The organism is Nocardia tenerifensis NBRC 101015 (assembly GCF_000308715.1).
GTDB lineage: Bacteria > Actinomycetota > Actinomycetes > Mycobacteriales > Mycobacteriaceae > Nocardia > Nocardia tenerifensis.
The window spans coordinates 1-12,537 of record NZ_BAGH01000556.1 but is presented as its reverse complement, the minus strand read 5'-3'; the positions used below and the strand labels follow the sequence as shown (position 1 = coordinate 12,537).

9 protein-coding genes are annotated in these 12,537 nt (G+C 69.3%); 1 reads left to right on the top strand and 8 read right to left on the bottom strand.

Annotated features, from left to right (window positions below):
* Positions 1–445, top strand: a 445-nt coding sequence (locus tag ON39_RS36540) for a P1 family peptidase (protein WP_040740974.1), incomplete at its 5' end; no start/stop codon positions are given.
* 82 nt (positions 446–527) lie between these two features.
* On the opposite strand, the gene ON39_RS36535 is transcribed toward ON39_RS36540, so the two are convergent.
* The 8 genes from ON39_RS36535 to ON39_RS46375 form a co-directional block, all read right to left on the bottom strand.
* Entirely contained in the window at positions 528–1,247 is a 720-nt protein-coding gene (locus tag ON39_RS36535; protein WP_051187558.1) for a LuxR family transcriptional regulator, read from the bottom strand.
* Complete coding sequence (locus ON39_RS36530; protein WP_083894906.1) at positions 1,244–2,659, bottom strand: cation:proton antiporter; 1,416 nt, start codon at positions 2,657–2,659, stop codon at positions 1,244–1,246. The genes ON39_RS36535 and ON39_RS36530 overlap by 4 nt, the downstream gene beginning before the upstream one ends.
* Positions 2,660–2,719: 60 nt before the next feature.
* The gene (locus ON39_RS36525; RefSeq protein WP_051187557.1) at positions 2,720–3,196 is read right to left on the bottom strand and encodes a PaaI family thioesterase; all 477 of its coding nucleotides are present in this window, start codon (positions 3,194–3,196) and stop codon (positions 2,720–2,722) included.
* Complete coding sequence (locus ON39_RS36520) at positions 3,193–3,990, bottom strand: alpha/beta fold hydrolase (RefSeq protein WP_063713436.1); 798 nt, start codon at positions 3,988–3,990, stop codon at positions 3,193–3,195. The genes ON39_RS36525 and ON39_RS36520 overlap by 4 nt, the downstream gene beginning before the upstream one ends.
* Positions 3,987–5,774, bottom strand: coding sequence for a long-chain-acyl-CoA synthetase (locus ON39_RS36515; RefSeq protein ID WP_051187555.1), 1,788 nt, complete (start codon positions 5,772–5,774; stop codon positions 3,987–3,989). The genes ON39_RS36520 and ON39_RS36515 overlap by 4 nt, the downstream gene beginning before the upstream one ends.
* Before the next feature lies 1 nt (position 5,775).
* On the bottom strand, positions 5,776–6,684 hold the full coding sequence (locus ON39_RS36510) for an SDR family oxidoreductase (RefSeq protein ID WP_083894905.1): 909 nt from the start codon (positions 6,682–6,684) through the stop codon (positions 5,776–5,778).
* Positions 6,685–6,709: 25 nt separating this feature from the next.
* Positions 6,710–8,278: an NAD(P)/FAD-dependent oxidoreductase gene (locus ON39_RS36505; RefSeq protein WP_051187553.1), complete on the bottom strand. Its 1,569-nt coding sequence runs from the start codon at positions 8,276–8,278 to the stop codon at positions 6,710–6,712.
* A 25-nt stretch (positions 8,279–8,303) separates the two neighbouring features.
* Positions 8,304–12,537 (bottom strand): SDR family NAD(P)-dependent oxidoreductase (locus ON39_RS46375; protein WP_157195581.1); only part of this gene is annotated, 4,234 nt, incomplete at its 5' end.

The following is a 12,537-nucleotide window of genomic DNA, read 5'->3' as shown; positions in this document are numbered from 1 at the left end:
CACCGGCGCCTACACCGGGCACTGGCGCGGGCCCGCGGCGCGGCGCCCAGGCGGGCTCGCCTACGTCGAACGACGCTGGAACGAACTGATCGTCGGCGCCCTGTGCGTGGTCAACGCCTTCGGCGACATCGACCACGGCGTCGACGAGATCGCGTTGGACTCGTGTACCGGGCTCGACCTCGCCGGCCTCTCCGGGCGCACGCACACGACGATCGGCACGGTGATCACCAACGCCCGGCTGGACAAGGTCGGCTGTCACATCGTGGCGCAGGGCGCGCACGACGGGCTCGCCCGCGCGCTCACTCCGCCGCACGGCCGCTTCGACGGCGACGGATTCATCACCGCCGCAACGGGTTCCGTCGCCGCCGACGTGGACCTGGTGCGCCTGATGGCGCTGGCCACGGTGACCGAGGCCATCCGCTCGGTCGCCCCGGCGCCCGAATAGCGCCCTGCTGAACAGCGACCCGCGCCCGAGTAGGAACCACCGGCCCGGTAGCGATCGCAAGTCCAGCGATCGCACCGGCCGCCTACCACTCGCCATCGTCGAACTCCGCCCGGACCGCGGCCACCGCGGCCTCGATCCGGCTGGTCACCTTCAGCTTCGCCAGGATCCGGCTGACGTACTCCTTCACCGTCTCCGGGCTGATGAACAACCGCGAGCCCACCTCGCGGTTGGACAGTCCGTCCACGACCAGCCGCAGGATCTCCCGCTCCCGCTTGGTGAGCGTCGAAAGCCGCTGGCGCACTTCGTAATCCCGTGAGACGCCGGTGTGCACCCGGCTCGCCCGCGGCGCCATGGCCACCACCGCGCCCGACGCGAGCACCTCGAGCACGGTCAGCACCGCGGCCACCCCGCGGTCCATCGCCACCACCGCGTCGACCCGGTCGATATCGGCCTTGGCCGCGCAGTCCTGCACCAGCAGCGTGATCATCGGCGAATGATCCAGGGCGCGAAGCCGTCCCACGGTGTCGGCGACCCCGGCCACCCGCGGCACCGAGGCGTCGAGCACCACCACGTCCGGGTGCCAGCGCAGGGTGCGGTCGACCACGTCGCGCCAGGCGCAGGTGCCCGCCAGCGCGAAGCCCTCGGAGTTGGCCACCGCGGCCTCGAAATCCGTTCTGGCGAAGGGGACATCGGAGGCCACCAGCAGCGTGCGCGGCTGGACCGCGCCGCAGCTGCGCAACCCGACCCGGCGGCGACGGCTGTGGAGCTGGTCCACCTGATCCGATCCGAAACCCACCGTCATGGCGGACCGTCGGCCAGATCGACGCGAGAACTACCCGCGGGCGTTCGCGCAGGCCCGTCCCCAGACCCGCCCTGCTCCTCGCCGGGCGCTCGCGCCTCCTCGCCCGCGGGCCCGAAGACGCTGCCGTTCTTCCATCCGCTGCGCTCGAACATGCGCATGACCGGCGTGGCGACGAACGTGGTGACCATCGTCATCAGGGCGAGGATGGTGTAGAGCTGACCGGTGATCAGCCCCGCGGTCAGGCCGATATTGAGCAGGATCAGCTCCATGAGCCCGCGCGCGTTGGCCAGCGCGCCCATCGCGCCCGCCTCCCGCCAGCTCATCCCCTGCCAGCGGGCGACGAGGCCGATGGCGCCGAACTTGCCCGCGAACGACGCGATCATCACCACGACCGAGACCACGAGCACCTTCGGCTCGAAGATCAGGCTGAGCTTGGTGTTGAGCCCGGAGTAGATGAAGAACGCCGGCAGCAGCAGGTAGGCGACGAGCGGTTCGAAACGGTCGCGGATGGTGTCGAGCAGCTGACCGCGCGGCATCACCGTGCCCGCGACGAACGCGCCGAAGACGGAGTAGATGCCGACGTAGTCGGTGAACCAGCTCGCCACCAGCACCACGAGCAGCACCACCGTGAGCGGGACGATCGGCAGGCCGCCGCTGGTCTCACCGTCGCCGGCGCGCGGCGTCCAGTCGTTCAACCGCGCCAGGAACCGCCGCCCGACCAGGGTCATGAACGCCAGGTACGCCAGGCCGCCGCCGATCGCGAGGTACGCGCCGTACATGCTGTCCTTGGTCGTGGCGACCACCGTGGCCAGCAGCACCCAGGCGCAGGCGTCGTCGACGGCCGCGCACGACAGCGACATCGTGCCGAGGCGAGTGTTCAAAAGCCCTGTGGAAGAGATGATCCAGGCCAGCATGGGGAACGCCGTGATCGCGACCGCGGCGGCGACGAACAACCCGCCCTGCACGCCGCCGACCTTGTCGGTGAAGTAGTCGCCCTGCTCGACCATCCACCACCCGAGCGCACCGCCGAGCACCAGCGGAACGCCGATGCCCGCGGCCGAGGTCGCGCCGGCCTTGCCCAGATGCGAGCGCAGGATTTCGAGCTTGAACGACGCGCCGACCAGGAACATGTACAGCACCAACCCGAGCTGACCGATCACGTAGATGGCGGTGAGATTCGGGTGGGTGACCGACGCCGTGCCGACCTTCAGGGTCGTCGGGAACAACCACTCCTGTGCCGAGGGCCAGACCGCGCCCAATACCGATGGCCCCAGAACGAAGCCGGCGGCCATGATCGCCACCACCTGGACCTGACCGAGCCGCCGGAACAGCGGCCACAGCAGGCGACAGGTCCCGAGAATGATCGCGACCTGCAGAAAGAAATGCGTTGTGACTTCGAGCAATGAGGGCATCGCAAAACCTCGCTGAGGTGAAGCCGTCCACCTCCGCGCGGCGGAGGCGGACAGTCCGAGCTACTGGGTGGGCACGGAAAGAACTTGTACGGTGGACCGTGCCGTCGCCACCAGCTTGTTGTCCTCGGTGTAGGCGTCCGCGTCGAGGTAGATCGCCGTCCGCCCGGCCTTGCGCACAGTGGCGGTCAACCGCAGCCGCTGGCCGGGGAACGTCTGGCGCATGAAATGGGTCGTCAGCTCGAGGCTCGTCACCGGGCCGCGCGCGGTCAGCACGCTCAGCGGGCCCATGAGGTTGTCGAACATCGCGGAGATGAAACCGCCCTGTACGAGGCCGACCGCGTTCGCGTACTGCGGCGGCGCCACGGCCGTGACCGTCAGCGACTTGCCCGGCACGTACTCCTCGAACTGCATGTCCATGTCCTTCGCCGAGGGCGGCGGAAGCTGGAGGGTGACGCCCGGCGGGGTGAACGTGCGAAAGAGCTCGATCGTGTATTCGAGAACTTTGTCGTGCCCCTGAATGGTCGCGTCATCGCTCATGTGGTGCTCCTCCGTTGCTGTTCCGCGGACGTGAGAAATTCGTCGAATATCGTGTTGAACCCCGGGGCGTGCTGCACGGCGTGCCCCGCGCCCGGCAGGTGGACGCGCCGCGCGGCGAGCCGCTCGGCCACGCCGTCGCACACCCGCTCGAGCGCGGGGCTGTGCTCACCCGAGGCGACCAGCACGGGCACGCCCGCCTCGGTGATCGTCTCGAAGCGCGGCTTCGCCTCGCGCGGGGAGCGCAGCTTGCGCCCGAGCTCGAGCGCCTGCCGAACGTCCTCGTCCAGCTCGGCGAACATCTTCGGATCCACCCCGGCGACGGCGAAGAACTCCGCCTCGGCCTCCGCGTCGTCGACGCTGGCGGCGAATCGATCCGACAGCTCGGCCAGCTCGCGCACGGCGTCGTCGTCTTCCGCGGCGATCCACAGCGGCGCCTCGATCACGGTCAGCGACCGGATCAGGTGCGGCAGCCGCTCGGCCACCAGCACCGCGCCGAGGCCGCCGTAGGAGAAGCCGGCGAGGTGCGCGCCGCCGGGGATCTGCTCGAGCAGGTCGGCCAGGTCGTCGGTGTCGGCGAGGAAGTCCTGCCACGGCGCGGTGGGGCTCGGCGGAAAGCCGCGGCGGTTCGGCACGATCAGCGACCAGTCGGCGGTGAGCTCCTGCTGCGCGGCCCAGGTCATCGGCGCGGGCATGCCGCCGTGCACGAGCACGACCGGCGGCCCGGTGCCCGAGCGGTGCACGACGAGCGGCTCCGCCGACGACTCCACCGGATCGAAAGTACCCTCCAAAGTCATTGCCTCTCGGTCCCTTTCAGCGTCATCGCCCGCTCCTCGCCCCGCATGAGAGCCTCGTGGCGTTCCGGTGTGAGCTCTCGATATCCAGCGTCCCCCGCGTCGCGCACATAGATGGGGTCGCCGTTCCCCGGCGCGAAACCCTCGCGCTGCAAAGCCAACTTGGCCAGCTTGAGCGTCGCGGTGGTCTCCAGCGAAGGCCGGACGCGAAGGAAAATCGGCCGGGCGTAAGGCGGCAGCGCCGCGTCGAGGTGTGCGGCGAGCGCGTCACCGTCGAATCGCGCACCCTCGGCGAGCACGATCGCCGCCATGCCGGCCCGCCCTTCGCGTCCGGGCACCGGCACGCCGTACACGCTCGCCGAGGCGATGCCGGGCCATCGCACGAGCTGCTGCTGCACCTCGATGGTCGAGACATTCTCGCCCTTATAGCGAAACGTGTCGCCCAAACGATCCACGAAGAACAGATTCTTGGCGGCGTCGATGCGAAACACGTCGCCGGTGTTGAACAGCGCGTCGCCCGCGCGGAAGCCGTCGGTGACGACCTTCGCGCGGGTGGCGCGCTCGTCCCGGTAGCCGCCGAACGGCGTCTTCTTACGGATCGGCCCGAGCAGCACCCCGGTCTCGCCCGGCTTGCTGTGCACGAGGCGGCCGTTCTCGCGCACGAAATCGTCGCGCTCGAAGTCCCACTTCGCGAGCTTGCCGCCGAGACGGAGCTTGCCCACCGAACCGACCTCGCCGGACAGGTTCATCGTGGCGATATTGCCCTCGGTGGAGGCGTACATCTCGACGATGCGCGGGATCGAGAACCGTTCCTGCAGCGCCGTCCAGATATCGGCCTGCAGCCCCTGGCCGACCATCACCCGGACCCCGCGCCCGCCGTCGCGCTCGCCGGGCGGCGTGTTCACCAGGTACCGGCACATCTCGCCGATGTAGTTGAAGCCGGTCGCCTCGAAACGGTGCATGTCGTGCCAGAACGCACCGGCGGAAAACCTGCGCCCGAGTGCCAGCGTGGCACCGTGTGTCAGCACGCTGGACAACGCGATCACCAGCGCGTTGGTGTGGAACAGCGGCAGACAGTTGTAGATGACGTCGGAGGGTCGCATGCGCCAGGCCAGCGCGCCGGTGATCCGGCCGACGGTGGTCAGCCGCTGGTAGCTCATGACGGCGGCCTTGGGCAGGCCGGTCGTCCCGCTGGTGAAGATGTAGGCGCCGGTGTCGGCGAGGGTGTGCGTCGTGGTCTCGGCCGGATCGGTCGAGGTCGCGCTCTGCACGAACCGCAGCAGGCCGCCCGCGTCGCCCGCGGGCACCTTGCGGTCCTCGTCCACCCGGCAGTGCCGAATCAGGTCCTCCGACACCAGGTTTCGGATCGGCAGGAACGCGGGCAGGCACTCCGAGCCGACGATCAGGTGGTTCGCGCCGCACACCGACAGGGCGTGCGCGAGCCCCTCACCCCTGGTCCGCGTGTTGACCAGGGCCGCGACCACCCCGAGCTTGCCTGCCGCCAGGTAGTGCCAGACGAACTCGGGACGGTTCTCCATCAGCAGGGCCAGGACGTCGCCCTTGCCGATGCCCGCGGCGCGGTACGCGTGGGCGATGCGGTTGACGACGCGGTTGGCCTGCGCGTAGTCGAACCGCTGGTCCTCATAGAGCAGGAAAGGGCGCGTCGCCTGTCTGCCGTCCTTGCTGCGGCGCTCGAGCTCGACCGCCAGCGTCCGGTTCGACTCGGCGCTCTCGAGCAACCCCCGGGCGAGCGTCGCGTACGACTGGATTCGATGAGTCAGCGACACGCTACGCGCCCTCCGGCCTGCTCGACGGACCGGCGGCCGTCATGGCGGCGAAGTACTTCTCCCGCGCCTGATCGGCCAGCCGGTCCCAGCGCTCCCAGGTCATCGGCGCCGGCTCCCGGTCGGGCACCACCCGGTACCGCGACAGGTCGCCCGCGCCCTTGAAGCGCGCCAGGATCTCGTCGTCGACCAGCGCGTTGCCGCTGAAGATCGCCGGATCCTGTTCCAGCACAGCCATGATCGCGTCGACGACGATGTGCTCGGTGCGCCAGTCCTCCGGGCTGCCGATGCCGAGGTTCTGCGTCGCCAGGGTGCCGATGAGGGTGCGCGTCCAGATGGCGTTGCACGCGATGCCCTCCCCCGCCAGCTCCTTGGCCAGACCCATCGCGAGCATCGTCGCGTTGAGCTTGGACGCCATGTAGGCGACCTTGCCGCCGACGTGCTCGGTCACCGCCGCATCCAGCGGTGGGCTCAGGTTCACGATGTGGCCCCACCCCCGCCGGCGCATATGCGGAATACAGTAGTGCGACAACAGGAACGGCGCCCGCGAGTTGATGCTCATCACCAGGTCGTAGCGCTTCTGCGGGGTGGCCTCGACGGCCTGGATCCACATCGCGCCCGCGTTGTTGATGAGGAAATCGACCCGTCCGAAGTGCTCCACCGTGCGGTCGACGAGATTCTTCAGATCCGCGTCGTCGCGCACGTCGCAGCGCAGCCCGAGGGCGCGCCCGCCGAGCTCCTCGATCTCTCGCACGGTCTCGGGCACGCTGCCGGGTAGCCGGCCGCCGCTGTCCATCGTCTTCGCGGCGACGACCACGGCCGTTCCCCTGCTCGCCAGGGCGAGCGCGAGCGCCTTGCCGATACCGCGGCTGCCACCGGTGACGATCGCCACTCGGTCTTCGAAACGGGTCAATGTCCACCTCCTCCGATGCTGCGGCCTAGGCCTGCAGGGCCGCCTCGGCCGGCTCGCGCCGCGGGACGTCGACCCGCGCCGCGATCTCCTGCTCGAACGAGTCCGCCCAGGCCTCCAGCCGGTCGACGTTGCGCCGCATGTCCCGGAAGGTCTGGTCGGCGGTCTTGTCGGTGAGCAGGTCCAGGTGCAGCTGGGCGCAGATCGGCACCTTGCTGTACTCGACGAACAGATACTTGTCCGGCTGCGGGGCCTGCGCGGCGAACGCGCGCAGATTCGCCTGCATGCGCGTCTGGATGCCGTGGAACCGCTGCGCGATCGGGTGGAACTCCGCCGCCGCGTCCGTGTTGCCGAGCAGGCCGCGGAACAGCAGCTGCGAGGGCAGCGCCCAGTAGAACGACGTATCCCACATCACCTTGGTGAACATGGCAGGCGCGTGACCGAAGATCTGATAGTTGTCGTTGTACATCTGCAGATAGTTCGGCCACAGATCCTCGAGCAGCAGCCGGTTGTAGGACCGCGCGACGTCCTCGGTGAGCTTGCCCTCGCGGTCGAGCTCGATCATCTTGGTGGTGATCGTGTTCGTGTACGCGATGTAGTCCGAACCCGGGCTGTAGAAGGCGTCGAGGAAGACGGCCGCCTCGCCCACGCAGGCCCACCGGTTGTGCGAGAACACCTGCGTCGCAGAGTAACTCGCGTTACGCACCACCAGGAAGTCGAGCAGCTCGGCGTTCTCGGTGAACTTCGCCAGCGTCGGCTCGTGCTCGGCGACCCACTGTTTCGCCTTGGCCTCCGTCGAGTACGTCTTGAACGGATGGATGCGCTCGTCGGTGACGAGGCCGATGCTGGTGTTGCCCGAGGCCAGCGGGATCATCCACACCCAGTAGCCGGTGCCCATCAGGTGATTGGTCGAGAACCACCGGCGCTCTTGGGTTTTCGGCATCCACGTCGGACTCGTCGGCGCGGCCATCTTCTCCACGTCGTACTCGCCGCGCAGGCGCCACCAGGCCGCGTTGATCTTGTGCGGGCTCGGGGCGCCCAGGCCCAGCTTGCGCTGGATCAGCTTGCCCCGGCCCGAGGCGTCGGCGACGAACCGCGCGTGGACGGTGCGCTCGCCGACGTCGGCGATCTCGTAGGTGACGACATGGTCCTCGTCGCCCTCGGCCAGCTCGATATCGGTGACCTTCGCCTGCTCGACCAGGTCGATCCCGAGATCCTTCGCGCCGTGGCGCAGATCCCGCTCGAAGATGCCGCGGTCGACCTGGTAGGACGGCACCCGCGGGAACCGCCGCGCGCCGATCTCCGGCCGCGCCTCGAACGGGCCGTGCTGGTCGCCGAAGAACAGCCGCAGCCCGAGCTTGTGCAGGTGCTGCTTGTTGAAGTAGCCGGTGAGGCCGAGCTGCTCGGTGAAGTAGTGCGCGCCGCCCTCGACGGTCGCCTCACCCACCTTGTAGGCCCCGTCGGGGATGTCGCCGCCGGTCCGCTCCAGCACCAGCACGGACAGGTCCGGCATGGCCCGCTTGAGCTGGCGCGAGAGGGTGAGCCCCGCCAGGCCGCCGCCGCAGACCACGACGTCGTAACGTTCGATCGGTTGCATTGTTTATCTCCGTTCGCGCTGCTGCTCAGTGCCCGTCCAGCAGGCTGGTGAAGCTGGGGAATTGGTCCTCGGCGGACAGCTCGTCGGCGACTGTCCGCATCACCTGGGCACTGGGGTTCTGGATGAACAGGTGACCGCCGGGGACGGTGGTGAGGGTGAACCGGCCGCTGGTCAACTTCTCCCAGCCCTGCAGCTGGTCGACCTCGAACAGGTGATCCTCGGCGCCGCGCAGGACGGTGATCGGCGCCCGCAGCACGACGCCGTGCTCGAACCGATAGTCGCCCAGCATCTTCAGATCCGCCCGGACCGCGGGCATCATCGGCTTGACCGACGCCTCGTCCTCGATGGGGATCTCGAGCAGGTTGTTGTCGCGCAACACCTGCAGCACCCTGCCGTCGGACTCACGATCCATGTCGAACCCGTCGCGAATGTGCTTCAGGTTGCGCACATAGCTCTCGACCAGCGCCGGCGAGGGCCAGCCGCCGATGATCAGCTTGAGCGGAATCTCGGAGTACTGCTGCTCGAGGTACTTGGTGAGTTCGTAGGCGAGCAGGCTGCCCATGCTGTGCCCGTAGATCGCGAAGGTGCGATCGAGGTGCGGCAGCATGGCGTCGGCCAGTTGCTCGATGAACTCGGGCATGGAGTCGATCGGGACCTCGTTGACCCGATCCTCCCGGCCCGGGTACTGGATGCCGACGACCTCGACCGTCTCCGGCAGGAAGTTCGGCCACGGCGTGAAGACCGAGGCGCCGCCGCCGACGAAGGGCAGCGCGAACACGCGCAGCGACGCCGTGCTCGACCGGCCCTTCACCGTGTGGATCCAGCGTTGCGGGCCCGCGGCCTCCGACGAGGCGGGCAGCACACCGTTCGCCTCGCCGAAGACCTGGGCCAGGACCTCGGTGGCGAGTTCGACGAGCGTCGGTCCGCGCATCAGGCCCATGGTCGGGAAGTCGATGTCCAGGTGCTTGGCCAGCGCGTTACGGATCTGACCCGCCATCAGCGAGTCCATGCCGAGGTCGGTCAGCGCGACATCGTGCGCGAGACGGTCGATCGGCATGTCGAAGATCCGCGAGATCTGCTGCGAGAGCGCCTCGACCAGCCGCGGCTGGCGCAGACCCTCCTCGAGCTCGAGCAGTTCGGCGCGCAACCCCTCGGTCCCGCCGGCGCTCGCCGAGCCGACGCTGTCGGCCATGGCGAGGTGGGCCAGGCGCGGCGAGCTGCGGATGATCGGCATGACCTGGTTCATCTTCGCCCAGTTGACACCGAAGACGCTGGTGCTGGTGACACCGTGGGCCAGGCAGCGACCGACGAAGTCGAGCGCGCGGTCCGGCGAGATCGGCGTCCAGCCCAGCCGGGCGAGGGTGTCGAGCTTGTTCCGGGCGACGAACCCGACCTCGGCCATCGCGCCCCAGTTGACGGTCAGGGCGGGCAGTCCGAGCTCGTGGCGGTGCGTGGCCAGCGCCTCGAGGAAGCCGTTGGCCGCCGCATAGTTGGCCTGGCCGGGGGTGCCCACGTTCCAGCTCATCGACGAGAACATGACGAACGCGTCGAGCTCGCGGTCGAGGGTGTGCTTGTGCAGGTGCCAGGCGCCGTCGACCTTGGGCTGCACGGTGCGCAGGAACTGCTCCTCGGTCATGCCCGCCAGCGGGCCGTCGGTCAAAACCATTGCGGCGTGGTAGATCCCGCGCAGCGGCGGCAGGTCCGCGATCCGCTCGAGCAGGCCGATCACCTCGGCCTCGACGGAGACGTCGGCGCGTTCGAGCACCACGTCGACGCCGAGCGTCCGCATGGCCTCGATGGGCTCCTGGTTCTCCTCGTCGATCTGGGCGCGGCGTCCGACGAGCACGACGGTGCGGGCGCCCTTCTCGACCAGCCACTCGGCGGTGCGCAGGCCGAAACCGGTGTAGCCGCCCGTGATCAGGTAGGTGCCGTCCGCGTCCACGGTCTGCTCACCCGCGGTCGGGTGCACCAGCAGCTCGGTGTCGGGCCGGTACTGCACGACGATCTTGCCGATCTGCTTGGCCGTGACCATGTAGCGGAAGGCCGCGGCCACCTCGGTGGCGTCGAAATCGGTGTGCGGGAGCGCGGGCAGGGCGCCCGCGGCGACGGCGTCGAGCACCTTCGTCATCGCCTCCCGGCACAGCTCCGGGTCCTCCTCGAGCATCCGGTCGATGTCGATCGCGGAGTAGCTGAGGTTGTTGCCGAACGGCTTCAGACCCAGCTTGTAGTTGTCGTAGATGTCCTTCTTGCCGATCTCGAGGAAGCGCCCACGCGGGCGCAGCAGCTCGAGGCTCTTCGGAATCGTCTCGCCCTGAAGGGAATTCAGCACGATATCGACGCCGTCGTAGCGCTTGCGGATCTCCTGGGCGAAGTCCAGCGAGCGGGAGTCGAAGACGTCGGCGATGCCGAGCGAGCGCAGGTAGTCCCGCTTCTCCTCGCTGCCCGCCGTCGCGACGACCGTCGCGCCGAGCGACTGCGCGATGTGCACCGCCGCGAGGCCGACACCGCCGGCCGCGGCGTGCACGAGCACGCGGTCGCCGCGGCGCAGCCTGCCCACCTCGACCAGCGCGTACCACGCCGTCAGGTAGGCCATCGGCAGCGTCGCGGCCTCCACGTCCGACAGGCTCGCCGGCGCGCTGTACACCCGCCGGGCGTCGGCGACCACCAGGTTGCCGAAGCAGCCGCGGGCGAAGGCGACCACGCGGTCGCCGGGCGCGAACCCGTCGACGTCGGGCCCGACCTCGGTGATGACGCCCGCGCACTCCACGCCGAGATTGTTCTCGTAGAAGCCGCCGAAAGTCGCTCCCGCCGAGAGCATTCCGAGCGTCAGCATGATGTCGCGGAAGTTCAGGCCGGTGGCCGCGGGCCGGATGGCGACCTCGCCGCTGCCCAGGGTGGGCAGCTCCTGCCGTTCGTAGCGCAGCTGCTCGACGCCCGGCTCGTTCGGCACCGACAACGCGAACGGCGTCTCGTCGGACACCTTGGCCGGCACCGCGACCGAGTCCTCGAACTCGGTCTGCGAGACATGCTCGAGCCGGTCGATGAATCGGGTCTCGCCCCGGAAGGCGATCTCCTCGTCCGCCGCGTCGACGTGCAGCAGCTCGTCGAACAGCTGCGCGGCGCGCTTGCCGGTGGACGCGGCCGGGTCGAAGTCGAAGATCTTCGCCCGCAGACTGCTGTGCTCGCTCAACAGCACCCGCAGGATGCCCCAGCTGGGCACCTGGCTCAGCGCGACGCGCTCGGCCCGGTCCAGCACCTGCGCGCCCGAGGTCGCGATCCACAACCGCGGCGCCTGATCCCAGTCCAGTTCCTCGACCGCCTGGGCCAGCGCGATCACGCTGTAGGCGCCCTCGCTCTCCACCGCGGGCAGCGCCTCGGTGGTCAGCTCCGCGGTGGCGAAGTCCAAGTTCCACAGGTGCAGCACGCCCGCCACGTCACCGGCGACCCCGCGCACCTGCTCGAGCACGCGCCGCAGGTCCTCGCTGGTATTGGGCCGCACCCGGTAGGTGCGGGCGTCGACCTGCTCGAACTCCTCGCCGCGGGTGACGAGCACGCCCGCCGAACCCGCCGCGCCGAGCAGCGCGGCGTACTCCGCGCCGACACCGTCGGCGTCCGCGAGCACCACCCAGGGCGCCTGCGCGATGCGCGGCTGATGCGGCTCGAGGTCCACCGTCTGCCTGCGGGCCAGGATCACCGAGTTGCCGGTCTCCTGCGGGGTGGCCATGTCGGAGAAGATCTGGACGCCCTCGAAGCCGATGCTCGGCAGGAACTCACGCCACTTCGCCTCCGGCATCAGCGGGTAGTCCGGCCGCAGCTCGAGATCGTTGAACGCCCACCAGCCCTCGGTCATGCCGAAGGTCAGATCGACCCAGTGCGGCGGCACCGTCGCCTCGACGACCAGCAGCAGACCTTTCGCGGTCAGCAGGCGCTGGACGTTGCCGAGGGTGTGGCTCAGGCTCGGGGTGGCGTGCACGACGTTCGAGGCGACGACGATGTCGTAGTAGTGCGGGTCGAAGCCCTGGGCCTCGATGTCGCGCTCGATGTCGAGCACCCGGTAGTCGATGAAGTCGTACTCGCTGAACCGATGCCGCGCCTTGCCGAGGAACAGCTGCGTGATATCGGAGTACACGTACTCGGCGCGGTCCGCCGGCAGCTCGGACAGGACATAGGGCGTCGTGCCGCCCGTGCCCGCGCCGATCTCCAGCACGCGCACCGGCCGATCGGCGGGCAGCTCGCGCACGCACTCCGCGACGACCTTG

What these genes read in the sequence shown, in the direction of transcription:
- ON39_RS36530 (WP_083894906.1), bottom strand. Translation starts at nt 2,659, where the DNA reads ATGCCCTCATTGCTCGAAGTCACAACGCATTTCTTTCTGCAGGTCGCG.
- ON39_RS36525 (WP_051187557.1), bottom strand. Translation starts at nt 3,196, where the DNA reads ATGAGCGATGACGCGACCATTCAGGGGCACGACAAAGTTCTCGAATAC.
- ON39_RS36535 (WP_051187558.1), bottom strand. Translation starts at nt 1,247, where the DNA reads ATGACGGTGGGTTTCGGATCGGATCAGGTGGACCAGCTCCACAGCCGT.
- ON39_RS36520 (WP_063713436.1), bottom strand. Translation starts at nt 3,990, where the DNA reads ATGACTTTGGAGGGTACTTTCGATCCGGTGGAGTCGTCGGCGGAGCCG.
- ON39_RS36505 (WP_051187553.1), bottom strand. Translation starts at nt 8,278, where the DNA reads ATGCAACCGATCGAACGTTACGACGTCGTGGTCTGCGGCGGCGGCCTG.